Source organism: Bradyrhizobium sp. CCBAU 25338 (assembly GCF_028128965.1).
In the GTDB taxonomy this organism is placed as follows: Bacteria; Pseudomonadota; Alphaproteobacteria; order Rhizobiales; family Xanthobacteraceae; genus Bradyrhizobium; species Bradyrhizobium liaoningense.
Window position 1 is genome coordinate 88,899 of record NZ_LFKY01000030.1, and the last position, 26,412, is coordinate 115,310.

A 26,412-nucleotide genomic window follows, 5' to 3' on the forward strand; every position below is an offset into this window, starting at 1 on the left:
CTGCTGGCGAGAGCCCCCAAGAGGTGAGAGCCCCCTCTCCCGGCCTCTCCCGCAAGCGGGAGAGGGGAAGCAAGCACCTACCGCTTGTTCTTGATCGGAACGTCCATGTCCTCGATCTTCAGCTCGCGCACCGGCTCGAGCACGGCCCAGGCGACGTTCGGATCGACCTTGACCTTGAAGTGATACATGCTCTGCAGCGCCTGATGGTCTTCTTTGCGGAACACCATCTTGCCCTTCGGCGTATCGAACTCCAGGCCTTCCATCGCCGTGATCAGCTTCTCGGTGTCGGTCGACTTCGCCTTGGTGACGGCGGCGACGACGGACATCGCGGCGGCGAAGCCGCCCGCGGTGAAGAAGTCCGGCGGCGCGTTGAAGCGCTTCTGGTGCTCGGCGACCAGCCAGTCATTCACCGGGTTCTTCGGAATGTCATAGAAGTAGTAGGTCGCGCCTTCCATGCCGGGCAGGCCCTTATAGGCGGCGAGCGCCGGCAGGATGTTGCCGCCGGTCGAGAGCTCGATGCCGTAGCGCTTGGGGTCCATGTCCTGCAGCTTGGCCAGCGGATTGCCGGCGCCGGCCCAGATCACCCAGATCACCTTGCGGCCCGGCTTGTCCTTCAGCGCGTCGAACAGGCGCTGGCCGACCGCGGTGAAGTCGGTGGTCGAGGTCGGGGCGTACTCCTCGGCGGCGAGCGTCGCGCCGGTCTTGGCGAGCGCCTCCTTGAAGGCGGCGACGCCGTCACGGCCGAACGCATAGTCCTGCGCCAGCGTCGCCACGGTGACGCCCTGCTTGCCGATCGCGACCGCGTTGGAGATCGCGTCCTGCGACGAGTTGCGCCCGGTGCGGAAGATGTAGCGATTCCACTTCTCGCCGGTAATCTGGTCCGCGACCGCGGGCTCGACGATCAGGATCTTCTTATTCTCCTCGGCGACCGGGAGAATGGCGAGCGCTGCCGCCGACGAGGTCGTGCCGATCGCAATGTCGGCCTTGTCGTCCTGATAGGCCTCCGCGAGCGCGGCCTTGGCCAGATCCGGCTTGCCCTGGTCGTCCTTGGTGATGACGACGATCTTGCGGCCGTCGAGCGTCATGGTGCCCTTGGTGGCGTATTCAAAGCCCATCTTCAGGCCGGTCTCGGTCTGCTTGGCGTAGGCCTCGAGCGGACCGGTCTTGCCGTAGATCAGCGCGATCTTGAGATCGTCGGCCTGTGCGGAGGCGCCCGCGGCGAGCGCGACAATGGTTGTTGTTATGATGAGTGATCGACGCACGATGGTCCCTCCTGATTTGAAGTTTCTCGGTAACAGCGATTTGCACAAGCTTGCGAACATTGCAATTGAACCTTCCGATGGAGCGGGCCGGCCTTTGCGGGCATGCATCATTTTTGGGCCTGCCTCGCTGCGCCGGCCTCGACCTGGCGCCAGTCCGACTGCGCTTCCTCCGCGCTTTCGAAGATGTGCGGCGCGACGCCGCGTTTCTCCAGGGCTTCACCAAGCTTGATGCGCAGGAAGCCCGACGTGGTGTAGCGCGACACGCCGGAATAGAAGCGGTCGACGAGGCTGCGCACCATGGCTGAATAATCGTCCATCAGCTCCGGCAGGATGGAAAAGTTGTCATAATTGACGATGGCGTAGACCCTGCGTCCGAGCGGCGCCAGCCTGGCCTCGACGAGGGACGCGATGGTGTCGATCTCGGCCTTGCTGCGTAGCGGATAGCGTTCCAGGTTGACGAAGAACAGGTTCTGCTGCTCGTCCAGCGTGAAGCGCTGGTCGAGCGGGATGGTGAGCAGGCGCTCGCGCAGATCCATCAGGCCGTCGCCGAAGATGCGCGCGTCCATCGGCGCCGGGTCGCGCGGGATCAGCGGCTTGAAATCCATCAGGCGCAGGATGTCGCGCTCGACATCGATGCCGGGCGCGACTTCGGTGAGCTCGAGCCCCTCGTCCCTGAGCTCGAACACGCAGCGCTCGGTGACGTACAGCGTGCGTTGCTTGCGCGCGGCAGCAAACGGGCCGCTGAAGGTGACGTGCTCGACGCTATCGACGAACTTGCGCGACTTGGCTTCGTCGAGGATGACGAGTTTCCCGTCGCGCACCGCGATGCGTTGCTTGCCCGCACCGAACGTGCCGACGAAGACGACCTCCTTGGCATTCTGGCTGATGTTGATGAAGCCGCCGGCACCGGCAAGCTTCGGCCCGAACTTGCTGACATTGAGGTTGCCGACGCGGTCGACCTGGGCAAGCCCGAGAAAGGCGGCATCGAGACCGCCGCCGTCGTAGAAGTCGAACTGGTAGGGCTGGTCGATCACGGCCTGGGTGTTGATCGCCGCGCCGAAATCGATGCCGCTCGCCGGGATGCCGCCGATCACGCCCGGCTCCGCCGTCAGCGTGATGAGATCGATGATCCGCTCCTCATTCGCGACCGAGGCGATCCCCTCGGGCATGCCGATGCCGAGATTGACGACGCTGTTGGCTTTCAGCTCGAGCGCGGCGCGCCGGGCGATGATCTTGCGCTCGCTGATCGGCATCACCGGCAGAGAGGCGGCGCGGACGCGGATCTCACTGCTGAAAGCCGGATTGTATTGCGTGCCGAACGTCTGCCAGTGGTTCTCCGGCCTTGCCACGACGACGCAGTCGACGAGGATGCCGGGAATCTTGACCTGGCGCGGATTAAGGCTGCCGGCCTCGGCGACGCGCTCGACCTGGGCGATGACGATGCCGCCGGAATTATGCGCCGCCATGGCGATGGCCAGCGCCTCGAGCGTCAGCGCCTCCTTCTCCATGGTGAGGTTGCCGTCGGGATCGCCGGTGGTGGCGCGGATGATCCCGACCTGAATCGGAAACGTCTTGTAGAGCAGGCAGTCTTCGCCGCCGATCCTGATCAGCTCCACCATGTCTTCGGTGGTGCGCGCGTTCAGTTTGCCGCCGCCGTGCCTGGGGTCGACGAAGGTGCTCAATCCGACGCGGGTGATGTGTCCGGGCCGGTGCGCGGCGATGTCTCGGAATAGATGCGTGATCACGCCCTGCGGCAGGTTGTAGGCCTCGATCTGGTTCGCGATCGCGAGCTGCTGCAATCTCGGCGCAAGGCCCCAGTGCCCGCCGATCACGCGCCGGACCAGCCCTTCATGCGCGAAATGATTGAGGCCGCGTTGCTTGCCGTCGCCTTGTCCGGCCGCATAGACCAGCGTCAGATTGCGCGGCTTGCCCTGCGTGTAGGGCGCATCGCCCTCGTGGGACAAATAGAGCTGCTCCAGCGCGATCGCGATCTCCTCGGCAAAGCCGATGCCGACGAAGCCGCCGGTCGCCACGGTGTCGCCGTCGCGGATCAGCATGACGGCCTCAGTCGCCGACACGACCTTGCCCTTCTCGGAATTGCGCAAGTAAGGCAGAGCTGGGTGCTGGCTCACGGCGTTCCTCCCGATTCCTTCGACCGCATGCCGTTATTGTTTTGCGTTGATCTTATCGTGGGGATCGGCCGTGGAACAGCCGCTCCCCACGAGAGAAGGCAGACGAGAGCAAGGTCCGCGCCAGAGGCCGTTAATTTGCGGAAAGTGGCCAAGCTGCGGCATTTTCCGTATGTCTGCAGTCAAAGAGTAGCCAAGCACCGTGTCCGGAATCCGAGACTCCGGACATGGGGAGTCTCGAAACTCAGACGGCAGCCGGTCCCGTGGCGAGGCCGAACTTGGCGAGCTTCTTGTAGAAGGTCGCGCGCGAGATCCGCAGCATCCTGGCGGCTTCCGTGATCTGGCCGTTGCTGGCGGCGAGCGCCTGTTCGAGCGTGTGCTTCTCGAACTCCGCCTCGGCTTCGGCATAGGGCACCACCGCTCCGGCCGGGCGCGCGGGCGGCGCAAGCCTGACCTCGGTGTCGACGGGGAGGATGCGCGCGACATCCTCGCCGGTCAGCCGCCCGGAATCGCTGAGGATCAGCGCGCGCTCGAGGATGTTGCGGAGCTCGCGGACATTGCCCGGCCAGTCATAGCGCGCGAGCGCGGCGAGCGCGCTCGGCGTGATCTTCGCCTTGACGTAGTCGCCCGATCCGCTGATGTCGTCGAGCAGCCGGGCGCAGATGTCCGGGAGATCGTCGAGGCAATGGCGCAGCGGCGGCAGCTCGATCGAGAGCACGTTGAGCCGATAGTAAAGGTCGGGCCGGAACGCGCCGTCGCTGACGCGTTTGCGCAAATCCACATTGGTGGCGGCGATCACGCGCACGTCCACCTTCGAGACCTTGTCCGAACCGAGCGGCTCGATCTCGCGCTCCTGGAGCACGCGCAGCAGCTTGGCCTGCAATTGCAGCGGCATCTCGCCGATCTCGTCGAGGAACAGCGTGCCGCCGTCGGCAATGCGGAATTTGCCCTCGCGCCCCCTGCGGTCGGCGCCGGTATAGGCGCCCGGCGCGGTGCCGAAGAACTCCGACTCGATCAACGTTTCGGGGATCGCGGCGACGTTGACGCTGACGAACGGCTTCTCCGCGCGCGAGGAGGCGTTGTGAATCGCCTGCGCCAGCATCTCCTTTCCCGTTCCGGTCTCGCCGGTGACCAGCACAGTGACGCTCTGCCGCGCGGCACGGCTTGCGAGCTCCTTGGCCTGCGCGATACCCGGCGTCTTGCCGACGAAATCGGCGAAGGTGAAGCGCGCCGCGCGGGCGTTGGACAATTGCCGCCGCGCCAGCCGCAGATCGCTCTCGAGCTGGGTGACGCGGGCGAGCAGCGGCTTCAGGCTTTCGAGATGATCATAGAGCACGAATCCGATGGCGCCGATCACCGTCCCGTTCTCGTCCTCGATCGGCATGCGGGTGACGACGAGCTGCTCGCCGCCGAGCTCCATGATGTCGAGCAGGATCGGCTCGCCGGTCTCGGCCACCTTCCGCATCAGGCTGTTCGGGATGACCTCCTCGATCGGCCGGCCGATCGCCTCACTGGTGCGCCCGAGGCCGAGCGCTGCGAGATATTTTTCGTTGACGTAGACGACGCGCCCGCCGCGGTCGATCGCAATCGCACCTTCACAGAGCTGTTCCAGCCGCGCGAACAGCGTCTCCATCGCGCGCGCACGGAGATAGACGGGGTCGCTGATCGAGGAGGAAGGCGCAGACATGAGATACCTCGGGGAGGTTCGCCTGTGTATTAGCAAAAGGCCAGCAATTTCAAAGGGGGGAAATGGGCACTCAGCGAGCTCGGCAATTGCTGTCGTCCCGGGGCGCGAAGCGAACCCGGGACCCATACCCACAGGAAGATGTTTGGCGAAGACTCGGAGTGGGAGCTTCGCGTCACACGGCTCCCTGTGGTTATGGATCCCGGGTCTGCGCTGTCGCTAGCCCGGGACGACAGCGGTGTGCGTTGCGCCGCTTTAGCCCTACCGCCGATACCCGCTCGCCCGCGAATAGCCCTGGCGGTTTTGCTGCATCGGGCGGCTCGCCACGCTGATCCGCGCCTCGCTGGAGACGGGCGTTGCGAGCTTCAGCTCCTCCAGGAAGATCGGCCGGGAGAAGTAGTAGCCCTGCGCGTAGCGGATCTTCGTTGCCGCCTGGAGGTAGGCGAGCTCCTCGTAGGATTCGAGGCCTTCGGCGATCACCGTCATGCCGAGCGCTTCGCTCAAGGATTCGATCGCGCGCAGGATACCCTGGCTGCGCGGGCGCTTATGGATGTCGGTGATGAAGGAGCGGTCGATCTTGATCTCGTCCGCGGTGATGTCGGCCAGCGCCGAGAGCGAGGAATAGCCGGTGCCGAAATCGTCGATGGAGATGCCGACGCCGAGCTTGCGGAACATCGGCAGGATCTCGGCCTGGAAATGATTCTTGGCGACGAAGGCGTCTTCCGTCACCTCCATCATGAAGCGCTGGGGAAAGCCGGTGTCGTCCAGCGCCCGCGCGAAGCTGCGCATGAATTCGGGATTGCCGGCCTGCTTGGCGGCAACGTTGATGCTGATGGTCGCATCCGCGCCGAACGTGTCGTTGATCAGGTCGATCGACTTGACGATCTCGGCGAGCACGAGATGGGTCAGCTCGTCGATCAGCCCGAGCTCGCCGGCAAGATTGATGAACGAGCCGGGCGCCTGGATCACGCCTTCGTCGTCGCGCAGGCGGACCAGGGCCTCGATGCCCTTCACGGCCTGTGTGCGGATGTCGACCTTGGACTGGAAGGCGCAGCAGAAGCGCTTTTCCAGGATAGCGAGCCGCAGCGACTGCTCGACCTTCATCCGCGCCTGCGCCTCGCGCTCCATGCCGGTGTCGAAGAAGGCCGCCAGTCCCTTGCCGTTGTTCTTGATGCGGTACATCGCGATGTCGGCGTTCTGCCGCAGCGTCTCGAAGCTGCTTCCGTGGTCGGGATAGAGGCTGATGCCGACCGAGGTCGAGGCGAAGACTTCCGAATTGTCGATGAAGAACGGTGCGGTCAGCCGTTCCAGCGTCGATTGCATGAACTCGGCGACTTCCTCCTGGCTCTGGATCGGGGAGAGCAGCAGCAGGAATTCGTCGCCGGAGATGCGCGACAGCATGTCGGAATCGCGCAGGTCGCGCCCGAGCCGCCTCGACAGCTCGACCAGCAGCGCGTCTCCCACCGAGTGGCCGTAATAGTCGTTGATGTGCTTGAAATTGTCGACGTCGAGGAAGGCAAGCGCGAAACGCTCGCCGCCACGACCGTTCGCGAGCAGATTATTGGCGTGATGCTCGATCACGCGCCGCGAGGGCAATCCGGTCAGCTCGTCGAAGTAGGCCGAGCGGAACAGCTGGTCTTCGAAATTCTTCTGTTCGGTGATGTCGGAGGACGCCGAGATCAGGAGCTCGCGTCCGGCGAGGCGAACGGGACGATGGGTCGTGAGCAGCACCTGGCGTGCGGCGCCGACGTGAAGCGCCTCCTCGGTCACGACCGCCTGGCCGGCGCTCAGTGCCTGCCGGCAGGCTTCGTGTCGCGGAGTCAGATCGGGTGAGGGGCGGCTGCCGTCCATGCCGAGCTGGGCGGCGGCGGCATCGTTGACCAGCAGAAGCTCGCCATGCGCGTCCTGCACGGTGAGGCCGGCCGGCAGCATTCTAACGATTTCCTTGAGAAAACTGAGCTCGGCTTCAGTCGCGCCGGAATATTGATTGTCGTTCATACAAGTCATGAATCTTGTTGTTTCGGCGCGCCTTTGCAATGGGCGCGATCTTGCGCAGCTCCCTCTTAAGTTTGGTTAAGGGGGCGGGAGAAATACGGGGGTGTTTTGGAGAAAACTTGCGACGATGCGACGCGCGCTGACGATCGTCATTAACAGAGGGTCAACGCGTCAAGTGAAACTGCGAACGGAGGGCGTGGCTGCGCTTTCGCTTGGATCGAGTCCGGCTGCGTATGAACCTTGATTGAACGGTGCGAGCCGCAGTCGACACCCTTCTCCGCTGCGGAAAGGTGATCCGGGGGCGGGGCCGTTTCATCATTCTCTATTCGCTGCGCGGGACCCGGCAGTGCATGATGCAATGCAGCCCGGTCTTCAGATACGAGATCTCGGTCCTGCCATCGAAGGACGACAATGCTGATTTCAGCAACTTGGTGCCGAAACCGGGCTCGGACACCTTGTCCACGCTCGGCCCCTCGGTTTCGTCCCAGGTGATGGTCAGGCGATCGTCGCTGATGGTCCAGGACACCTGCAACAGGCCGCGCGGCGAGGAGAATGCGCCATACTTGCCCGCATTGGTGGCAAGCTCGTGAAACATCAATGACAGCGTGACCGCGAGCTTCGGCGGCAGGAACAATCGATCGCCATTGAGGGTGAAGCGGACATGGCCATAGGGGCCGAGCTCCGAGATCAGGAGGTCGCGGATATCGCAGCCGCCCTTGTCGATCCGCGAGATCAGATCGTCCGTTGCGGCCAGCGAGCGCAGCCGGGGATCGACCCGGGCCCAGACCTGCGGGTGGTCGTGCAGCACCTGGTGCAGCACGGCATGCACAGTCGACAGCTTGTTCTTCAGCCGGTGCTGCAGCTCCTCGACCAGCAGCTTGCGATACTCTTCTTCCTCGATCAGGCGTTTGGAGATCCGGCGCTGCTCTGCCAGCATGGTACGATAGTGCTCGACACCCCAGATGGTGATCGCGCAGACGGCCCAGTAAAGGGCCAGCAGGGCAAACCGAGCGCGATCGGCAAAGGCATCGCCGAAATTCAGGACGACTCCAAGCACGCCGCCGATCAGCGCCGTGACCACGCCGATCCGGAATCCTCCCAGGGCAGCTGCAAAGAACACGGCCGGAAAGTACGGCGTGAAGTAGATGTCGGGGCGAACCTGAGCGAGCCCCCAGCGGACCAGGGTTGCGGCCAACAGGCAGACTATCGCAAACGAGATGCTCAGACCGAGCGAGGGCGGCGCCGCGCCCTGCCAGCCCTTGCGGAACTCGTCGATCAGCTTCCCCATGCGCAGCCCAGTTGCGATATGCGTTCGAACATCGAGCGGCCCGTGAGAACGTTACGCATGCCGCCCGCACAAGCATAGCTTGCCTTGTCGGAAGCGGGCAGGGATAGTGGCCGCTCCGGCGACGGCGGCGGCCGACATGCGCCATTTGGCATCAAATCACTCGAAAACAGGAACATTCCATGGGCAGGCTGGACGGCAAGGTTGCGGTGATCACGGGGGCGACGAGCGGGATCGGATTGCGCACTGCGGAAGTCTTCGTTGCCGAAGGTGCCAAAATTGTGATCGCGGGCCGGCGCGTACCGGAAGGCGAGGCACTGGCAAAGCAACTCGGGGCCAATTGCATCTTCCGCCAGACCGACGTCACGGTCGAGGCGCAGATGCAGGCGCTGATCGCGCTCGCGGTCGACAAGTTCGGCAGGATCGATTGCCTGTTCAACAATGCCGGCGGGCCGGCGCAGACCGGCGGCATCGAGGGCCTCGAGGCCGAGCGGTTCGACGCGGCGATGGCGACGCTGGTGCGCAGCGTCATGCTCGGCATGAAGCACGCCGCGCCCTACATGAAGAAGCAGGGGGCGGGCAGCATCATCAACAATGGCAGCATCGCCGGCCGCCTCGCCGGCTTCTCGTCGTCGATGGTCTACAGCGCGGCCAAGGCGGCGGTGATCCATCTCACCAAATGCGTGGCGATGGAGCTCGGCGAATCCAACGTCCGCGTCAACTCGATCTCGCCGGGCGCGATCGCAACGGGCATCTTCGGCAAGGCGCTGGGGCTCTCGACCGACGCAGCGGAGAAGACGCCGGCGGTGATGCGCGAGGTCTACAAGACCGCGCAGCCAATCCCGCGTGCCGGCCTTCCCGACGACATCGCCCAGGCCGCGGTGTTCCTGGCCAGCGACGAATCCAGCTTCGTCAACGGCCACGACCTCGTCGTCGACGGCGCCATCACCGGCGGCCGCAACTGGAGCCAGCAGCAGCAGGGCTACGTGGCGCTGCGCAAGGCGTTCGATCAGGGGGCGTAGCGGATAGGTCTCGTGCCCCGGACGCGGTGCGGCGCGAAGTGCCGCCCCGCAGAGCCGGGGCCCATCTCGCCGCAGCCGACCGCGTCTGCTTCTGGGTCCCGGCTCGCGCTTCGCGCGTCCGGGACACGAGAGGCGAGGCTAAACCGCCTTCACGGTCACCCGCAGCCCATCCCGCGGCTTCGGGATCGGCCACATCTGCCAGTCCGGCTTGTAGCCGGGCGCGAGCGACACCTCGATGTTCTGCAGAAAGTGCCGCGCGAAACATTTCGCCTGCATGTAGGCGAAGTGCAGGCCGAGGCACATATGCGCGCCGCCGCCGAACGGCACGAAGGCGAAGCGGTGGCGGTTGCGCTGCGCTTCCTCGGTGAAGCGAAGCGGATCGAAGCGGCCCGGCTCCGGCCAGATGTCCTTCATGTGGTGCGTATAGAGCGGATTGATGCCGACCGCCGTGCCGGCGGGGATCGCAAAGCCCTTGAAGCTGAAATCGCGCATCGCGCGGCGCGGCATCGACGGCACCGGCGGCCTGATCCGCAGCGCTTCCTTGAACGCCATCTCCGACAGCGGCATCTTCTCGAGATCGTCGAAGCTGCTCGGCGCCCCCGGGGCAAGCCCGAGCGCGAGCACCTCCGCGCGCAGCCTGTCCTGCCAGTCCGGATTGGCGGCGAGCTCGCCGATGAAGGACGTCAGCGACGACGTCAGCGTGTCGTGCGCCGCCATCATCAGGAAACTCATGTGGTCGATGATGTCCTGCTCCGAGAGCAACGCACCGTTCTCATGGGTGGCGCGGCAGAGCTGCGAGAACAGATCGTCGCCGCCATGATTGCCGCGGCGGAGCGGAATCTGCTCCCGGAAATAGGCAACGATGCGCTTGCGTCCCTTCACCCCTCGCGCCATCTGGGTGCCGGGCAGAGGGCGGCGGACCGGCGAGACGGAGGCGGCGACCATATCGACGAAGGCGCGGTTGATCTCGTCGACCTCAGGCCCGATATCGGCGCCGAGGAACGAAGCCGCAGCGAGATCGAGCGTGAGCTGCTTCATCGCGGGATAGAGCTGCATCTCGCCGGGCTTTGCCCTCCATTGCGCGACGCGCGCAGAAATGCCGCGGTCGAGATCGCCGAGATAGGACTTCATCGGCCCGGACTTGAACGCCACCGACAGCGCCTTGCGATGCAGGCGATGCTCGTCGAAATCGAGCAGCATCAATCCGCGCGGAAATAGCAGGCCCAGAACCTTGTTCCAGCCATGCGTCGAGGAGAACAGCTTTTGCTGGTCGAACAGCACGAGCTCGTTGGCCTCGGGCCCGAGCAGCACGACATTGGTCTCGCCGAAGAAATGCGTACGGTAGACCAGGCCGTATTTGGCGCCGTTCGCTTCGATATGGCCCTTGGGATCGGCGAGCACCTGAAACGTCTTGCCGATGATCGGCCAGCCTTCGTCGCCAGGAATGTGGGTCAGCTCATTGCGTCTGGGCGGGCTGAACTGAAGCGCGGGGACGGCCACATTCTGCATCGACATGACGATTGCTCCGGTTGGCTGACCAAACAGGCGCGCGATCGCGCTCGACTGAGAGACAGCATAGCACGATTTGACGAGGATGATGTGGCGGCTCTCACGTGCAAAAGCGCCGCGGGCGCGCGATTCACCTCTCCCGTAGGAAGAGGTGAACCCAGCCAACCGCTCGTACCGATTTTACATCGCTTTAGGCCTGCCGCTTCGCCGCTTCCTTCTGCAGATCCGGGGCGTTGACTGCGGGAATGGCGACGCGGCCGGGGCCGGTGACCTTCAGCGCCTCGGCGGCTTTTTCGTTCTCCATGATCTTGGCCATCACGGCCTGCCCCGCGCGCTCGAAGATCGCGCGGTTCTCGATCACGAATTTTTGCGATTTGCGAAGGCCGTCGATGTAACCGTTGATCTCGGGCACGACGTAGCGCGCCACCATGTCCCAGCTCCGCCGCGTCGCTTCCGGATTGGCCCAGTCGTGCACGAAGCCGATGATGGCGCCGACGCCGCCGGAGACCTGCATCACGTTCTTGATGGTCTTGACGAGATCGTCGGGCGTGCCGATGGTGGACGCGGCGCCCTCGACGAAGGCGGTCTTGTCGACCGCTTCGTCGGGTGAGGAGAACGCGGTGAGGCCCGGCCGCTGCAACGTGCCGACATTATATTCGTTGTGCCAACGCATCAGCCCGGCGCCCGCTTCGCGGCGCGCCTGCTCGCGGGTCTCCGCGATGTGGAAGGTCAGCAGCACGCGCCAGTCGGCACGGTTAACCTTGGTGCCGTGCTTCCTGGCGGCATCCTCGGCGAACTGCCATTGCTGCTGCAGCGACATCAGGCCCTGCGTCGTCATCGAGCCCAGCGAGATGATGCCGATGCCGTATTTGCCGGCCAGCGTCATGCCGGAGGGCGAGATCTGCGAGGCCACCACGAACGGCATCTCCTCCTGCAAGGGCAGGATCTGCAGCGCGGCGTCGTTCATCGTGAACCAGTCGCTCTTGGCGGTGACGCGCTCGCCGTTGAAGAGGCGGCGGATGATGCCGATCGCCTCGTCCTGGCGGTCGCGCTGCGTCATCGGATCGATGCCGAGCGTGTGCGCATCCGAGGCGAGCGCGCCGGGGCCGGAGCCGAAGATGGCGCGGCCGCCGGTCATGTGGTCGAGCTGCACCATGCGCTGGGCGACGTTGAAGGGATGGTGATAGGGCAGCGACACCACGCCGGTGCCGAGCTTGATCCGCTTGGTACGCTCGCCGGCCGCAGCCAGGAACATCTCGGGTGAGGCGATCATCTCCCAGCCGGACGAATGATGCTCGCCGCACCAGAACTCGTCATAGCCCAGCGCGTCGAGCTGCTCGACGAGGTCCAGATCGCGCCGGAACTGGAGCATTGGGTGCTCCCCGATCGGGTGATGCGGGGCAAGGAAGGCTCCGAACTTCAGGCGCGCCATGGCGGTCTCTCCGGCTGAATTTTCTGTTTGTTGAGAGGGGGAGGCTACGTGCCCGATGGCACGAAGGCAATCGCACGATGTCCCGTGTTGCGGAATGCAGGCATGCGTGTGACTTCTTCCTGCTCTCGTGCTTGCGTGCAGGCGCTCCGCACCACCATGGCCGGGCTTTCCCCTCCGCCAGTGGCTAAGCGCACACGAATCCTACCTGTGAGGTAATAGCGACACCGCACGCGGTCTGAAATCATCGGGTCACGAGTCCAGATCCGCGCGCCAATGCATCAAATCATCACAAAACAAACTGATTCTTCCCGCCGCTGGTGGGTCCTCGCAATCGTCGTGGCCGCCCAGTTCATGTTCGGCGTCGATGCCTTCGTGGTCAACGTCGCCATTCCCACGATTGCGGTCGACCTGAAGGCCTCGCCGGCCCAGATCGAAGCCATCATCGCGATCTACCTGATCGCCTATGCCACGCTGGTCGTGACCGGCGGCCGGCTCGGCGACATCCACGGCACGAAGGGCGTGTTCCTGGCCGGCCTGCTCGGCTTCACCTTGACCTCGCTCTGGTGCGGCCTCTCGCAATCTGGGGCGGAACTGATCGTCGCGCGGCTGGCGCAGGGCGCGACCGCGGCGCTGATGGTGCCGCAGGTGCTTGCGACGCTGCATCTCTTGTTCACCGATGGCCAGCGCAACCGCGCCTTCGCTATTTACGGCATCGTGCTCGGGCTTGCGGGCGCCGCAGGCTTCCTGCTCGGCGGTCTTCTCGTCACAATCGACCTCGCCGGCACTGGTTGGCGCTCGGTGTTCTTCGTCAACGTACCGTTTGGCGTCGTCATCGCGGCTGCCGCATGGCGCATCATGCCATCGTCATCGCGGCGGGCCGGTACGAGGCTCGACATCAAGGGCAGTGTGGTGCTGTTCGCGGGGCTGTTGTGCCTGATCGGCCCGCTGCTGTTCGGTCACGATGTCGGCTGGGCGCCGTGGCTGTGGGCGGTGATGGCGGCTGGCGGCATGATCCTCGCCGCGTTCCTGAAGCTGGAGCAAGTGGTCGCACGCGCCGGCGGCATGCCGTTGATCGATCTCACGCTGCTGGCGGACGCCGCCTTTCTGCGCGGCCTCGGCGCCGCCTTCTTTTTCTTCGTCGCCAATCTCTCGTTCTATCTGGTGATGACGCTGTTCATGCAGCGCGGCCTGAAGTTCCCGCCGCTCGCGGCCGGCATGTCCTTCATTCCGCTCGCGCTCGCCTTCGTCGTGGCCTCGCGCCACAGCGGGGTGCGGGCGCGCCATCGCGGCACCAGGGTTTTGCTCGAAGGCTGCGCGCTTCAGATCGTCGGCCTCGTCGCACTGGCGCTTGTTGTGAGCTGTATCGATGCGCCGTCGCCGCTCCTGCTCGCGCTCACCACGATCGTCTTCGGCTATGGTCAAGGACTGGTGATGGCGCCGCTCTCGGGCGCCGTGCTCTCGACGGTGAAGCCTGTCGCCGCAGGCTCGGCCTCCGGCATCTACGGCACGACGGCGCAGGTCGGAAATGCGGCCGGAGTGGCCGCAATCGGCGCGGTATTCTTCGCGGTCGAAGCCTTGCAATCAGCGCGCGCAGGATTCCTCGCGTCGCTCGTGCTGTTTGTGACATTGATCATGATCTGCGCCGCATTTCTGGCGTGGATGCGCCGTGCATCTGCACGATGTTGAGGCATTGCGGTTAATACGTGGGGATTCCTGCGGGAATCCGTGGCCTTTTCGCGAGATTGACAGCGCACGGTCTTTTTATTTTGCAATGCAGCAACTATCTGGTTGGGCTGGACGTTGAACGTCGCTCACCAGGAAGTTGCCGTGTCGTTAGCCAAGAATATCGATCTCTTGAGACGTCTGCCGAGGCTGGACGGACTGCGCTTTGCCGAGCTCGGCCGCAGCGCTGAATCATCGAGCCCCTTGGAGGAGGTGCTTGGCTTCGGCGACAATCCCGGAGCCTTGCGCATGTTCACGTTCGTGCCGGCGCACCTGCAGAAGCCGCGCGCGCTGGTCGTCGTGCTGCATGGCTGCGGGCAGACGGCAGCCGGTTACGATCTCGGCGCGGGCTGGTCGACGCTGGCAAGGCACTATGGCTTCGCGCTGCTGATGCCCGAGCAGCAGCGTGTCAACAACGGCAACACCTGCTTCAACTGGTTCAATCCGGAAGACACCGTGCGCGGCGGCGGCGAGGCGCATTCGATCCGCGAGATGATCGCGCACATGGTCGAGGCGCACCGCATCGATTCCAGGCGTGTCTTCATCACCGGCCTGTCGGCCGGCGGCGGCATGACGTCGGTGATGCTCGCGACCTATCCGGAAGTCTTCGCGGCCGGCGCGGTCATTGCCGGACTGCCCTATGGCATCGCCTCGAATCTGCGCGAGGCGCTCGACGGCATGTTTCATTCCCCAGCGCGTCCCGCGCGCGAGCTCGGCGATCTCGTGCGCAGCGCCTCTGATCATCGCGGGCCCTGGCCGAAGGTCTCCGTGTGGCACGGCAGCGCCGACCGCACCGTCAATCCCGGCAATGCCAACGAGATCGTCAAGCAATGGCTCGACCTGCACGACCTGCCTGACGCGCCGATGGCGGAGACGGTCGTCGACGGCCATCCGCGCCAGGCCTGGTGGAACAAGGACGGCGAGACGCTGGTCGAATCCTTCGCCATCGCCGATATGGCGCATGGCACGCCGCTCGGGCTGGCCGACAACGATCACCGCTACGGCGTCGAAGGCGCATTCCTGATCGAGGCCGGCATTTCCTCGTCCTACCACATCGCAAAGTTCTTCGGCCTCACCGGCTGGATTCCGGACGCCGCGACGAAGAAGGCGGAGGCCAAGCCTGCAATGAAGCCGGCGCTGTCGCCCGCGCCGCATCTCGCCCGCTCGATCCGTGCAGCAATTGCCGAAGAGCCGGCGGAGCCGCAGCGCGAGAACGCTCGCGGCTTCGATCTCGGCCAGATCATCACGCGCGCGCTCACGGCCGCGGGATTGATGAAGTAGCTCCCGCCCTTTCGTCCCGGATCTGCGCTGACGCTTGTCCGGGACGCCAGCGGAGCTTGTGGCTACATCTCGCCGGTGATGAACGGATTGGTCATCCGCTCCTGGCCGATGCTCGAGCCAGCGCCATGGCCGCAGATGAAGCCGACATCGTCGCCAAGCGGCAGCAGTTTTGTCTTGATGGAATTGATCAGCGTGGCGTGGCTGCCGCCGGGCAGATCGGTGCGCCCGACCGAGCCCGCAAACAGGACGTCGCCGACATGGGCGAAACGTAACGCCTTGTTGAAGAACGCCACGCTGCCGGGCGAATGACCCGGGCAGTGCAGGATGTCGAAGGATAGTTCGCCGATCGACACGGTGTCGCCTTCGTCGAGCCAGCGGTCCGGCGCGAAATCGCGCACGCCGGTCATGCCGAAGCGCGCGCCGCTCGCGACGACATTGTCGAGCAGGAACTTGTCCGCGACATGCGGGCCCTCGATCGGCACCTTCAGCGCCTCGCGCAGCTCGGCCGCGCCGCCGACGTGATCGATGTGGCCGTGAGTCAGCCAGATCTTCTCCACGGTGACGCCGGTCTGCTTGATCGCGTCCAGAATCTTCGGCACGTCCCCGCCGGGATCGATCACGACGGCTTTCTTGCCGGGCTCGTCCCAGATGATGGTGCAGTTCTGCTCGAACAGCGTCACGGGAACGATGATCGCGCCCGCCTTGGGTGGCGAGGAGTCCTGGGTGTCAGTTTGCTCGGTCATGGCGCCACAATGCCGATTTTTGTCGGTCCGCCAAGCAAAAGATTCGCAAAAGACTCGGTCCGAGAGGTTCGGGAACAGCCGCGGTTCTCGTCACACGGCCGTCCCAATTGGCCTGCCAATCTGAACCGGGGCGATGCTGTCGCGCTCTCCCGCGCAAGGCGCAGATTTTGGGTGGTCTTCGGCATGGCTCAAGGCAACGAGAATTGGTGGCGCGACGGCATCTTCTATCAGATCTATCCGCGCTCGTTTCAGGACTCCGATGGCGACGGCGTCGGCGATCTCGCCGGCATCCTCAGGCGGCTGCCTTACGTCAAATCGCTCGGCGTCGACGCGATCTGGCTGTCGCCGATCTTTCCCTCGCCGATGGCGGATTTCGGCTACGACATCTCCGACTATACCGGCATCGAACCGCTGTTCGGCACGATGGCCGATTTCGATGCGTTGCTCGCGACCGCCCATGACAATGGCCTGAAGCTGATCCTCGATCTCGTGCCGAACCACACTTCGGACCAGCATCCCTGGTTCATCGAGAGCCGGTCGTCGCGCGACAATCCCAGGCGCGACTGGTACATCTGGCGCGATCCGGCCCCCGATGGCGGCGTGCCCAACAACTGGCTGTCCGAGTTCGGCGGCAGCGCGTGGCAATTCGACGAGGCCACGGGTCAATATTACTACCACGCCTTCCTCGCCCGGCAGCCGGACCTGAACTGGCGCAATCCGGATGTCCGCGCCGCGATCTATGATGTGATGCGGTTCTGGCTCGACAAGGGTGTCGACGGCTTTCGTGTCGACGTGATCTGGCACCTGATCAAGGACGCCGAATTCCGCGACAACCCGCCCAACCCGCACTATGTCGAGGGCCGGCCGCCCAACGAGAAGATCCTGACGCAGTACTCGACCGACCAGCCGGAAGTGCATGACGTGATCGCCGAGATGCGGCGCGTCACGGATACTTACGGCGCCCGCGTCTTGATCGGCGAGATCTATCTGCCGCTGCACCGCCTCATGGCCTATTACGGCAACGATCTCACCGGCGCGCAGATGCCGTTCAATTTCGCGCTGCTCTCGACGTTCTGGAGCGCACGCTCGATCGAGAAGATCATCGAGGACTACGAGAAGGCGCTGCCGAAGGGCGCCTGGCCGAACTGGGTGCTCGGCAATCATGATCGGCCGCGCGTGGCGAGCCGCGTCGGTCCCGAGCAGGCCCGCGTCGCGGCCATGCTGCTGCTGACGCTGCGCGGCACTCCGACGCTTTACTACGGCGACGAGATCGGCATGCACCAGCTCGCGATCGCGCCGGAGGACGTGCGCGATCCATTCGAGAAGAACGTGCCCGGCATCGGCGTCGGCCGCGATGGCTGCCGCACGCCGATGCAATGGGATTCGTCGAGCTTCTCCGGTTTTTCGCAGGTGAGGCCGTGGCTTCCGCTGCCGGAGGATCATATCCGCGAGAATGTCGCCAATCTCGAAGCCGATCCGCGCTCGATCCTCAATCTCTACAAGGGCCTGATCGCCCTGCGGAGGAACTGCCCCCCGTTGATCGCGGGCGACTACCACCCGATCTCGGCGCAAGGCGATCTTCTGATCTACCGCCGCGACGCCGGCGGCAGGGCGGTCATCGTAGCGCTCAATCTCGGGCCCGAGCCGGTCGCTGTGACCACCAGCGCGATCCGATTCGGCAGCGAGATATTGCTGTCGACGTTTCTGGATCGCGAAGGTGAGGGGACCGAAGGCGTGCTGAATTTGCGCGGCAACGAGGGCGTCGTGGTGGCGCCGCCCGCCTGACTGTCGTCCCCGCAAACGCGGCACGGCAGTGGAAAATGCGGCCGCGACTTACCTCTATCGGGCCGTGTGCACACGACCGGAATCGGCTATTCTCCCTCCATGGACAACACCGCTCGCAACATCGCCCTCGTGCCGCCGCCGGACCGTCGCCAGTCTGAGACCGCGCTCGCCATCGCGCGCGGCACGGCGCGGCTGTTACGTTCGCTCGGCTTCTCCTGCATCAGCGAATTGCCGCTGCCGTCGGGCCGCCGTGCCGATCTGGTGGCGCTCAATGAGCGCGGCGAGATCTGGATCGTCGAGATCAAATCATCGGTGGAGGATCTGCGCGCCGACCAGAAATGGCACGAATACCGCGCCCATTGCGACCGGCTGTTCTTCGCCTTCACGCAGGATCTGCCGTGCGAGATCTTCCCTGATGGCACCGGCCTGATCATCGCCGACGCCTATGGCGCGCATCTGCATTGCGAGGCGCCCGAGCACAAGATGGCAGCACCGACGCGCAAGCAGATGACCGTGCGGTTCGCGATGGCGGCAGCCTTGCGGATCAACCGGCTGGTCGACCCGCAGGGCCACGCGGATTTCTGGGAATAGGCGGCGAAGCGCGGCGTGATCCGGTCTCCTCGTGATGCGAGGTCGCCGGTTTCCCTTCCGCCGGGACTACTTTTTGGCGTGCGCCGCCCGGATCGGACCGAAAGGTCCGTACATATGCTGCTGCTGATCGAAGCCGTCGGCGTACGGTCCGTAAGGCGCATCGACCGGCTTGGTCGAAAGGTCTGGATAGTCCTTGTCGAGACCGGCCTTTTTCGGACGCGGTTGAGAGATCATATAAGCAGCCACATCCCATGCCTGCTCGACCGTGAGCTGCGGATTCAGATAGTCCGTCCCGTGCGGCATGTTGAAGTGCACGAAGTTCGCCGCGGTAATCAACCGCGCCATGCCGGCGCCATCATTGAAACTATCCGGGCCCCAGAGCGGCGGCACCATGTAGCCGAGATCGACGCTCGGCACGCTGCGGCGTATTCCGGAGCCGTCCTCATTGTGACAGGAAAGACAAGCCTTCGCATAGATCGCCTTGCCGCGAACCGGGTCGGCCGCCCGATCGAGCTCAGGCATCGATCCGGCGCCGAGTCCTGACAATGCCTTGCCGGCTGGCACGCCGGACGACAGAAATTTGATGTAAGCCACGATGGCTTGCATTTCCGGACTCTCGAGTGGCAGCGCGCGGCCATTCATGCTGCGCGTCATGCACGAGTTCACTCGGTCCTCAATCGTGATCTCGGCGCCGAGCCGGGCGCTGTATTGCGGGAAGAGCTCGACCAATCCGAAGATCGGCAAGCCGAATTTTTTCGTACCGGCTTCGAGATGGCAGTTGCTGCAGGCGAGATTGTTGCCGGCATAACGCTTGGCTGGATCCGGCACCTCCGGCCCGATATGGGCATAGGTCGCAGTGATGAGGTCGCGCCCGCGCCGCACGAGCCGGCCATGAGCGTCATCAGGCAGCGCGCCGATTTCCGGCACCGTCCAGACTGGAGCGGATACCTGCTGCGCTCGCACCGCGGCCGGCGCGGCTACGGCGATGACAGCGACGGCCACCGCGCGCACCGTCCAGAAGCAAAGCAAAGCAAGAAGCGGTGTAGGGTGAACCATCGATCTCTCGACATCAGGTGGATATTCGATGCGCCAATTCGATGCGCCAGGTCGGCACTATGATCGGCCGTCCGAGGTTAACGCCGGGTTCAACGAACTCGCGAGGCCAACACCCGGGTTTACCGACACTACGCTGGGACGTCAGGCCGGGCGCGTTCAGGGGCCGACCGACTTCGGCATGTGAGTCATGGGGGCGGCGTCCGTCGAGTTGCGAAATCCGCAGCTGACCCGGCTTTCGCTGCCGCCGATTACCTCCGCGGAAACGACCATCCCGGATCAACGGCAACGCCTTGACCACGCCAGGCATCCCCGCCTCAGCCTCAGAGGCCGGAGATCTGCGTTCTCAAGAGTGAACGCCGAGACTATCTCGGCGCGCGCTTGGCCAGAATGCGCTGCAGCGTGCGACGGTGCATGTTGAGCCGGCGCGCCGTTTCCGAGACGTTGCGGTTGCACATCTCGTAGATGCGCTGGATGTGCTCCCAGCGCACGCGATCGGCCGACATCGGGTTGGTCGGCAGCTCGGATTTCTCCGCGCTGGTCGACAGCAGTGCCGCGACGACGTCGTCGGCATCCGCGGGCTTGGAGAGGTAATCGATCGCGCCCATCTTCACCGCGGTAACGGCAGTGGCGATGTTGCCATAGCCGGTCAGCACGATCGCGCGTGCATCGGGGCGCTTCTTCTTCAGCGCCGAGACCACGTCGAGGCCGTTGCCGTCGCCGAGCCGCAAATCCACCACCGCGAATGCCGGCGCCGACTTGCCGATCTGCGCAAGTCCGTCCGAGACGGTGTCGCACGATGTCACCGAGAAGCCACGCGTTTCCATGGCGCGCGACAGCCGCTCCAGAAACGGCTTGTCGTCTTCCACGATGAGAAGCGAGCGGTCGCTCTGTTCGTTCAGTTCGGCAATGGCGTTCAAGGTTTTGTCCTCTCTCCAGCGCATCGACATATGGCCTCGCAATCACGCGGTGCCAAGGTCGCCGATAGTCGATCGGCCCTGTTGTGCGACGCAAGGTCGCGGCTATCCTATTGTTTCTTCGTGCGTCTCGATAGCCTCAAAACGCTGCCTGGGCCATGAGATCTGGACCACTGCGCCGTGTTCCGGAAAGGTCCGATTGGTAAACGAGACCTTGGCGCCGGTGCGTTCCAGCAAGGTACGCGCGATGAACACACCGAGGCCGAGGCCGCGTCGTCCGCCGCCGCCATCGTCCTGGGTACGGCGCCGCGACAGATAGGGCTCGCCGATCCGGTTGAGGATGTCGGGCGGAATGCCCGGTCCGTCGTCGGAGATCACGAGCTCGATAGTGTCCTTGTTCCACCATGCGTTCACCTCGACGGTGGTGCGGGCGAAATCGACCGCGTTCTCGACGATGTTGCCGATGCCGTAGAGGATCGCCGGATTGCGCGAGCCGACCGGCTCGGCCGCGACGGCCACCGCGATCCGCACCTTGATCTCGACGCCGAAATCGCGGTGCGGCGCCACCACCTCCTCGATCAGCTCCGACAGCTTCATGCGGTCGAACGGCGCGCCGGTGGAGGAGAGCTGGGTGATCTTGCTGAGGATGTCGCGGCAGCGCTGGGTCTGCTCGCGCAAGGTCTTCAGGTCGGCGGCAAAGCTTGGATCCTTCACCGTCTTTTCCAGTTCGCGCGAGATCAGGAAGATCGTCGCGAGCGGGGTGCCGAGCTCGTGCGCGGCGGCGGCGGCGAGTCCGTCGAGCTGGGTCAGATGCTGCTCGCGCGTCAGCACCAGCTCGGTCGCGGCCAGTGCGTCCGCGAGCTTGCGCGCCTCCTCGGTGACCTGGAACGAGTAGAGGCTGGTGACGCCGATCGCGAGCGCGATCGAGAGCCAGACGCCGACGAGATAGATCGGCGGCAGCACCAGCGGATCGTCGGAATCCCACGGCAGCGGAAAATGGAAGTAGAACAGGAGCGAAGCGCAGGCGACCGCGAGCAGGCCGAGGCCGAAGGTGAAACGGGCCGGCAGCGCGGTGGCCGAGATCAGCACGGGCGCGAGGAACAGGAACGAGAACGGGTTCTGCAGGCCGCCGGTGAAGAACAAAAGGCCAGCCAGCTCCACGATGTTCAGCGCGAGCAGCCCGGCCGCCTGCATCGGCTCCAGTCGCTGCATCGGATTGGCCGCGGTCTGAAGCGCCAGATTGAGCGCCGCCGACAAAGCGATGATGCTGACACAGGGGACGATCTCGACGTTGAACTCCAGCCCCTGTGCCACGATGAAGATTGCGGCGAGCTGGCCCAGCACCGCGAGCCAGCGCAGCCGCAGGATCGTGTCCAACCGGATGTGCCGCTGCGCGTGGCGGAAGTCGGAAGCGGCAATTTCGTTCATATCGGACAATGTGCTGGTGCTTTCTCGATCACAAACGCTGGGCTCGCGGAACCACGCAGGCATTACAAGCCTTGCGCTATCGGCTGCAATAGCAGAAGAACGGCCAGCATGACCGAGAATGACAAGGCTTCAAGTCGGCCGACTGTCGCGGATCGCAGCTCGTCCGCGGCAATCGCGGTCGATCACCTCGTCAAGGTCTACAAGCAGACCCGCGCCGTCGACGATATCTCCTTTTCGCTTCCGCGCGGCAGCATCACCGGCCTTCTCGGCGGCAACGGCGCCGGCAAGACCACGACCATCGCGATGATCATGGGCCTGGTGCTGCCGACCTCCGGCCGCGTGCAGGTGCTGGGGCATCGCATGCCCGAGGAGAGCGCGGCCGTGCTGGGCCGGATGAATTTCGAGAGTCCCTATGTCGACATGCCGATGCGGCTCACGGTGCGGCAGAACCTCACCGTGTTCGGCAAGCTTTATGCGGTGAAGAATCTCTCTGACCGCATCGCGAAGCTCGCCGAGGATCTCGACCTCACCGAATTCATCGACCGCGCCAACGGCAAGCTCTCGGCCGGTCAGAAGACCCGCGTCGCGCTGGCGAAGGCGCTGATCAACCAGCCCGAGCTGCTGCTCCTGGACGAGCCGACCGCCTCGCTCGACCCGGATACCGCCGACTGGGTGCGCGCGCACCTGGAACGCTACCGCCGGGACAACGGCGCCACCATTCTCCTGGCGTCGCACAACATGCTCGAGGTCGAACGGCTCTGCGACCGCGTCATCATCATGAAGCGCGGCCGCATCGAGGACGACGGCGCGCCGGAAGCGATCATGGCCCGCTACAACCGCACCACCCTGGAAGAGGTGTTTCTGGACGTCGCGCGTGGCCGGGTGAATGGCGCGAAGGAGCCGGCGCGATGAGGGAGGTCTCACGTCTCGACCGCAGCCATGATGGATTACCGTCATTCCGGGGCGCGCGGAGCGCGAGCCCGGAATCCATAACCACAAGCGGCGGTTATGGGCCGAGACCCAGTCTTCGCCAAACTCAATCCTGTGGTTATGGATCCCGGGCTCGCGACTATGTCGCGCCCCGGGATGACAGGATTCATCCGGGCTACGCGAGGGTGCGATGACCGAGCTCTCCCTCCATCGCGGCATCTCCGTCCATCGCATCGGCGCGATGATCCTGCGCTACTGGTATCTCCTGCTGTCGTCCTGGCCGCGGCTGCTCGAGCTGCTGTACTGGCCGGCGCTGCAGGTCATCACCTGGGGCTTCCTCCAGCTCTACATCGCCGAGAACGCCAGTTTCTTCGCGCGCGCCGGCGGCACGCTGATCGGCGCCGTCATCCTCTGGGACATCCTGTTCCGGGGGCAGCTCGGCTACTCCATCTCGTTCCTGGAAGAGATGTGGGCGCGCAACCTCGGCAATCTCATGATGAGCCCGCTCAAGCCGATCGAGTTTCTGCTGTCGCTGATGGTCATGAGCCTGATCCGGCTCGCGATCGGCGTCATCCCGATGACGCTGCTCGCGCTGTTCCTGTTTCACTTCAACGTCTATGCCCTCGGCCTGCCGCTGATCGCCTTCTTCTGCAATCTGATCTTCACGAGCTGGTCGGTCGGCATCTTCGTCTCGGGTCTGGTGCTGCGAAACGGCCTTGGCGCCGAAAGCATCGTCTGGACCCTGATGTTCGCGGTCATGCCGCTCGCCTGCGTCTACTATCCCGTCAGCGTGCTGCCGGTCTGGTTGCAATACGTCGCCTGGGCGTTGCCGCCGACCTACGTGTTCGAGGGAATGCGGGCCCTGTTGATCGAGCGCACCTTCAGGACCGACCTGATGCTGGCTGCGTTGGCCATCAACGGGGTGCTTCTGGTTGCATCTTTTGGGGCATTCCTTGCCCTTTTGCGCAGCGCCAGAAAGCACGGCTCGCTGCTGGCAGGCGGCGAATAACGTCACTTTCCCGTGGATTCAGGCTGGTTTGGCCGCTTCGGCTACGTAGATGTACGGAACCATGCATTGACGCAATATTACGCATTCGGCAGTATGTTGCGATGCGAAGAGGAATATAGCGATGCCCATTGGTGAGTTCGGCGGCGCGCCGCCGCTGGCGGCAGAAGGCAGTCCGGTCCTGACGACGCCGATGTACTGGATGTACGAGATGGCTCATGCCTCTCTCAATCCGGCACGTGCGGTCACCGACGCGACCAAGCTGCTGTTTCAGAATCCCCTCAACCCCTGGGCGCGCACCGAGGTCGGCAAGTCGGTCGCCGCGGCCTGCGAATTGTTCGAGCGCACCACGCGCCGCTACGGCAAGCCGGAATGGGGTCTCGACGACACCGAGGTCAACGGCATCCGCGTCCCCGTCGAGATCCGCTCGGTCTGGGAAAAGCCGTTCTGCAGGCTGCTCTATTTCGATCGCAAATTCACCCGCCCGCTGCGTAGCCCGCAGCCGCGCGTGCTGATCGTGGCCCCGATGTCCGGCCATTATGCGACGCTTCTGCGCGGCACCGTCGAGGCCTTCCTGCCGGCGCATGAGGTCTACATCACCGATTGGGCCGATGCCCGCATGGTCCCCTTGAGTGAAGGCCGCTTCGATCTCGACGACTACATCGACTATGTCATCGAGATGCTGCACGTCCTCGGCGGCAACACCCATGTCATGGCGGTGTGCCAGCCCTCCGTGCCCGTCGTCGCGGCCGTCTCGATCATGGAGGCGCGGCGCGATCCGTTCGTGCCGACGTCGATGACGCTGATGGGCGGGCCGATCGACACCCGCCGCAATCCGACCGCGGTGAACAACCTCGCCCAGGAGCGCGGCATCGACTGGTTCCGCAACCACGTCATCACCAAGGTGCCGTTCCCGCATCCGGGCATGATGCGCGACGTCTATCCTGGATTCCTGCAGCTGAACGGCTTCATCAGCATGAATCTCGATCGGCACATGGATGCGCACAAGCAGCTGTTTGCCAATCTGGTGAAGGGCGACGGCGATCTCGTCGACAAGCATCGCGACTTCTATGACGAATATCTCGCGGTGATGGATCTCTCGGCCGAGTATTACCTGCAGACCGTCGACACCGTGTTCGTGAAGCACTCGCTGCCGAAGGGCGAGATGACTCATCGTGGAACCCGCGTCGAACCGTCCAAGGTCAAGCGCGTCGCGTTGATGACGGTCGAAGGCGAGAACGACGACATCTCCGGCCTCGGTCAGACGGAAGCAACACACGGTTTGTGCAGCTCGATCCCCGATCATCGTCGCGTTCATTACGTCCAGAAGGGCGTCGGACATTACGGCGTGTTCAACGGATCGCGTTTCAAGTCGGAGATCGTGCCGCGGATTCACGACTTCATGGTTTCGGCTGCGAATCCGAGCTCGTTACAGGCTCTCGCGGCCGAATAGAGCGTTTTCGAGCGAAGTGGGGGCCGGTTCGCGTAAAGAACTGGCCGCGAATTTCGGCTTTCCCGTCGAAATTTCGGCCCTGTCGGAGCCTCTGGCGGGGGGTAATTTCCCGCCGGATTCGCGGTATTTAGGTAGCTTTATAGGAGTGAGTCTGTCCTCACCTCTTGGGGGTGTCGCATGCGTCCAGCGGGGGCGAAAAAAGACGGTTCCAACCCCAGTCTGTAGGGTCTCCCGGGCTCCTGACCGCTGTATATTGGGCAAATGATTTGTTTTTGCGCCGAGCGCTTTCCCTGGCGGCGGTTATGGCAGAATCCGGGCGAACTCCTGCTCCCCGGACTGACAGACATGGCCACTCGCGCACTCCTTTATCGTCGGCCCCACGAACCGAAGACCCTCGTCATCACGCACGGATCGCAATTTTTTGCGATTCGGCTGCGCCGGCATCGGCGTGCGCGCCGCTACACGCTCAGAATTCATCCGAGCGACCGCGAAGCCATCCTCACCATGCCGCCACGCGGCACGCTCGCTGAAGCCAAGGATTTCGCACAGCGTCACGGTGCGTGGATCGCCGCACGTCTCGGCCGCCTGCCGAAGGCCGCGCCCTTCCAGCCGGGCACGGTGATACCGCTGCGCGGCACGCCCCATCGTATCGTTCATCGCGCCGGCGCGCGCGGCACGGTGTGGACTGAGATGCGCGAGTCCGGTGAACGCATTCTCTGCGTCGCTGGCGGCCTCGAGCATGTCGACCGCCGCGTCGGCGACTTCCTCAAGCGCGAGGCCCGCCGCGACCTGCAGCGTTCGGCGGAAGCCTACGCGGCCGAACTTGGGGTCAGGGTCAAGCGGCTCTCGATCCGCGATCAGTCCAGCCGCTGGGGATCCTGCACCTCGGCCGGCTCGCTGTCGTTCTCCTGGCGCCTGATCCTCGCACCGCCCTTCGTGCTCGACTATCTCGCCGCCCACGAAGTCGCTCATCTCGTCGAGATGAACCACTCGGCGCGATTCTGGCGCGTGTGCGGCAAGGTGTGTCCCTCGATGGAGCGCGCCAAGAAGTGGCTCGACACCTACGGCAACGATCTGCACCGCTACGGGGTCGAGGAGTAGGCTCTCACTACCCGCCTAACACTCGCTGTCGTCGTCCGGCTTGACCGGACGACCCAGTATTCCAGAGACGGTTGTTGTTGAGCC

Annotated in this window: 20 protein-coding genes; 9 read left to right on the forward strand and 11 right to left on the reverse strand. The window is 64.3% G+C overall.

Annotation, left to right across the window (positions count from 1 at the left end; all coding sequences use genetic code 11):
- Nucleotides 1–77: 77 nt before the first annotated feature.
- The 5 genes from ACM42_RS11225 to ACM42_RS11245 form a co-directional block, all read right to left on the reverse strand.
- Nucleotides 78–1,262, reverse strand: coding sequence for a substrate-binding domain-containing protein (locus tag ACM42_RS11225; RefSeq protein WP_028176856.1), 1,185 nt, complete (start codon nucleotides 1,260–1,262; stop codon nucleotides 78–80).
- Between the two features lie 107 nt (nucleotides 1,263–1,369).
- A complete protein-coding gene (locus ACM42_RS11230; protein WP_271527985.1) occupies nucleotides 1,370–3,394 on the reverse strand; it encodes an acyl CoA:acetate/3-ketoacid CoA transferase in 2,025 nt (674 codons plus the stop codon).
- A gap of 241 nt (nucleotides 3,395–3,635) precedes the next feature.
- Complete coding sequence (locus tag ACM42_RS11235) at nucleotides 3,636–5,078, reverse strand: sigma-54 interaction domain-containing protein (RefSeq protein ID WP_271527986.1); 1,443 nt, start codon at nucleotides 5,076–5,078, stop codon at nucleotides 3,636–3,638.
- Between the two features lie 258 nt (nucleotides 5,079–5,336).
- A complete protein-coding gene (locus ACM42_RS11240) occupies nucleotides 5,337–7,073 on the reverse strand; it encodes a putative bifunctional diguanylate cyclase/phosphodiesterase (RefSeq protein WP_271527987.1) in 1,737 nt (578 codons plus the stop codon).
- A gap of 319 nt (nucleotides 7,074–7,392) precedes the next feature.
- Nucleotides 7,393–8,358 carry a sensor histidine kinase gene (locus tag ACM42_RS11245; RefSeq protein ID WP_271527988.1) on the reverse strand — a complete coding sequence of 322 codons (966 nt, stop codon included), beginning with the start codon at nucleotides 8,356–8,358 and terminating at the stop codon, nucleotides 7,393–7,395.
- Nucleotides 8,359–8,537: 179 nt separating this feature from the next.
- Here ACM42_RS11245 and ACM42_RS11250 point away from each other — a divergent pair, with 179 nt between their 5' ends.
- A complete protein-coding gene (locus ACM42_RS11250) occupies nucleotides 8,538–9,377 on the forward strand; it encodes an SDR family NAD(P)-dependent oxidoreductase (RefSeq protein WP_271527989.1) in 840 nt (279 codons plus the stop codon).
- A gap of 138 nt (nucleotides 9,378–9,515) precedes the next feature.
- On the opposite strand, the gene ACM42_RS11255 is transcribed toward ACM42_RS11250, so the two are convergent.
- Complete coding sequence (locus ACM42_RS11255) at nucleotides 9,516–10,892, reverse strand: cytochrome P450 (RefSeq protein ID WP_271527990.1); 1,377 nt, start codon at nucleotides 10,890–10,892, stop codon at nucleotides 9,516–9,518.
- A 184-nt stretch (nucleotides 10,893–11,076) separates the two neighbouring features.
- Complete coding sequence (locus ACM42_RS11260) at nucleotides 11,077–12,318, reverse strand: LLM class flavin-dependent oxidoreductase (RefSeq protein ID WP_271527991.1); 1,242 nt, start codon at nucleotides 12,316–12,318, stop codon at nucleotides 11,077–11,079.
- Between the two features lie 273 nt (nucleotides 12,319–12,591).
- Here ACM42_RS11260 and ACM42_RS11265 point away from each other — a divergent pair, with 273 nt between their 5' ends.
- Nucleotides 12,592–14,004, forward strand: a complete 1,413-nt coding sequence (locus ACM42_RS11265) for an MFS transporter (protein WP_271527992.1) — start codon at nucleotides 12,592–12,594, stop codon at nucleotides 14,002–14,004.
- A gap of 141 nt (nucleotides 14,005–14,145) precedes the next feature.
- The gene (locus tag ACM42_RS11270; protein WP_271527994.1) at nucleotides 14,146–15,321 is read left to right on the forward strand and encodes an extracellular catalytic domain type 1 short-chain-length polyhydroxyalkanoate depolymerase; all 1,176 of its coding nucleotides are present in this window, start codon (nucleotides 14,146–14,148) and stop codon (nucleotides 15,319–15,321) included.
- 62 nt (nucleotides 15,322–15,383) lie between these two features.
- Here ACM42_RS11270 and ACM42_RS11275 read toward each other — a convergent pair whose 3' ends face one another.
- Nucleotides 15,384–16,064, reverse strand: a complete 681-nt coding sequence (locus tag ACM42_RS11275) for an MBL fold metallo-hydrolase (protein ID WP_271527995.1) — start codon at nucleotides 16,062–16,064, stop codon at nucleotides 15,384–15,386.
- A gap of 183 nt (nucleotides 16,065–16,247) precedes the next feature.
- On the opposite strand from ACM42_RS11275, the gene ACM42_RS11280 reads away from it, so the two are divergent.
- Both ACM42_RS11280 and ACM42_RS11285 read left to right on the forward strand, forming a co-directional pair.
- Nucleotides 16,248–17,849, forward strand: a complete 1,602-nt coding sequence (locus ACM42_RS11280; RefSeq protein WP_271527997.1) for an alpha-amylase family glycosyl hydrolase — start codon at nucleotides 16,248–16,250, stop codon at nucleotides 17,847–17,849.
- A 99-nt stretch (nucleotides 17,850–17,948) separates the two neighbouring features.
- Nucleotides 17,949–18,440 (forward strand): MmcB family DNA repair protein, encoded by a 492-nt coding sequence (locus tag ACM42_RS11285; protein ID WP_271527998.1) that lies wholly within the window; start codon nucleotides 17,949–17,951, stop codon nucleotides 18,438–18,440.
- A 66-nt stretch (nucleotides 18,441–18,506) separates the two neighbouring features.
- Here ACM42_RS11285 and ACM42_RS11290 read toward each other — a convergent pair whose 3' ends face one another.
- The 3 genes from ACM42_RS11290 to ACM42_RS11300 all read right to left on the reverse strand — a co-directional run bounded on the left by ACM42_RS11290 (nucleotide 18,507) and on the right by ACM42_RS11300 (nucleotide 21,838).
- On the reverse strand, nucleotides 18,507–19,496 hold the full coding sequence (locus ACM42_RS11290; RefSeq protein WP_271527999.1) for a c-type cytochrome: 990 nt from the start codon (nucleotides 19,494–19,496) through the stop codon (nucleotides 18,507–18,509).
- Between the two features lie 362 nt (nucleotides 19,497–19,858).
- Entirely contained in the window at nucleotides 19,859–20,413 is a 555-nt protein-coding gene (locus tag ACM42_RS11295; protein ID WP_028176842.1) for an ActR/PrrA/RegA family redox response regulator transcription factor, read from the reverse strand.
- A 102-nt stretch (nucleotides 20,414–20,515) separates the two neighbouring features.
- A complete protein-coding gene (locus ACM42_RS11300; protein WP_271528001.1) occupies nucleotides 20,516–21,838 on the reverse strand; it encodes an ActS/PrrB/RegB family redox-sensitive histidine kinase in 1,323 nt (440 codons plus the stop codon).
- A 108-nt stretch (nucleotides 21,839–21,946) separates the two neighbouring features.
- Between ACM42_RS11300 and ACM42_RS11305 the strand changes: the two genes are divergently transcribed.
- From ACM42_RS11305 to ACM42_RS11320, 4 genes are all read left to right on the forward strand, one after another.
- Nucleotides 21,947–22,750, forward strand: a complete 804-nt coding sequence (locus ACM42_RS11305; protein ID WP_271528002.1) for an ABC transporter ATP-binding protein — start codon at nucleotides 21,947–21,949, stop codon at nucleotides 22,748–22,750.
- 208 nt (nucleotides 22,751–22,958) lie between these two features.
- Nucleotides 22,959–23,777, forward strand: coding sequence for an ABC transporter permease (locus tag ACM42_RS11310; protein WP_271528004.1), 819 nt, complete (start codon nucleotides 22,959–22,961; stop codon nucleotides 23,775–23,777).
- A gap of 121 nt (nucleotides 23,778–23,898) precedes the next feature.
- Nucleotides 23,899–25,227: a polyhydroxyalkanoate depolymerase gene (locus tag ACM42_RS11315; protein ID WP_271528005.1), complete on the forward strand. Its 1,329-nt coding sequence runs from the start codon at nucleotides 23,899–23,901 to the stop codon at nucleotides 25,225–25,227.
- A 261-nt stretch (nucleotides 25,228–25,488) separates the two neighbouring features.
- On the forward strand, nucleotides 25,489–26,328 hold the full coding sequence (locus ACM42_RS11320; RefSeq protein WP_271528006.1) for a M48 family metallopeptidase: 840 nt from the start codon (nucleotides 25,489–25,491) through the stop codon (nucleotides 26,326–26,328).
- Nucleotides 26,329–26,412: the final 84 nt, after the last annotated feature.

Excerpts from the sequence above, each read along its gene's own strand:
- ACM42_RS11235 (WP_271527986.1), bottom strand. The coding sequence starts at position 5,078 with ATGTCTGCGCCTTCCTCCTCGATCAGCGACCCCGTCTATCTCCGTGCG.
- ACM42_RS11240 (WP_271527987.1), bottom strand. The coding sequence starts at position 7,073 with ATGAACGACAATCAATATTCCGGCGCGACTGAAGCCGAGCTCAGTTTT.
- ACM42_RS11245 (WP_271527988.1), bottom strand. The coding sequence starts at position 8,358 with ATGGGGAAGCTGATCGACGAGTTCCGCAAGGGCTGGCAGGGCGCGGCG.
- ACM42_RS11250 (WP_271527989.1), top strand. The coding sequence starts at position 8,538 with ATGGGCAGGCTGGACGGCAAGGTTGCGGTGATCACGGGGGCGACGAGC.
- ACM42_RS11255 (WP_271527990.1), bottom strand. The coding sequence starts at position 10,892 with ATGTCGATGCAGAATGTGGCCGTCCCCGCGCTTCAGTTCAGCCCGCCC.
- ACM42_RS11260 (WP_271527991.1), bottom strand. The coding sequence starts at position 12,318 with ATGGCGCGCCTGAAGTTCGGAGCCTTCCTTGCCCCGCATCACCCGATC.
- ACM42_RS11265 (WP_271527992.1), top strand. The coding sequence starts at position 12,592 with ATGCATCAAATCATCACAAAACAAACTGATTCTTCCCGCCGCTGGTGG.
- ACM42_RS11275 (WP_271527995.1), bottom strand. The coding sequence starts at position 16,064 with ATGACCGAGCAAACTGACACCCAGGACTCCTCGCCACCCAAGGCGGGC.
- ACM42_RS11280 (WP_271527997.1), top strand. The coding sequence starts at position 16,248 with ATGGCTCAAGGCAACGAGAATTGGTGGCGCGACGGCATCTTCTATCAG.
- ACM42_RS11285 (WP_271527998.1), top strand. The coding sequence starts at position 17,949 with ATGGACAACACCGCTCGCAACATCGCCCTCGTGCCGCCGCCGGACCGT.
- ACM42_RS11290 (WP_271527999.1), bottom strand. The coding sequence starts at position 19,496 with ATGGTTCACCCTACACCGCTTCTTGCTTTGCTTTGCTTCTGGACGGTG.
- ACM42_RS11300 (WP_271528001.1), bottom strand. The coding sequence starts at position 21,838 with ATGAACGAAATTGCCGCTTCCGACTTCCGCCACGCGCAGCGGCACATC.
- ACM42_RS11305 (WP_271528002.1), top strand. The coding sequence starts at position 21,947 with ATGACCGAGAATGACAAGGCTTCAAGTCGGCCGACTGTCGCGGATCGC.
- ACM42_RS11310 (WP_271528004.1), top strand. The coding sequence starts at position 22,959 with ATGACCGAGCTCTCCCTCCATCGCGGCATCTCCGTCCATCGCATCGGC.
- ACM42_RS11315 (WP_271528005.1), top strand. The coding sequence starts at position 23,899 with ATGCCCATTGGTGAGTTCGGCGGCGCGCCGCCGCTGGCGGCAGAAGGC.
- ACM42_RS11320 (WP_271528006.1), top strand. The coding sequence starts at position 25,489 with ATGATTTGTTTTTGCGCCGAGCGCTTTCCCTGGCGGCGGTTATGGCAG.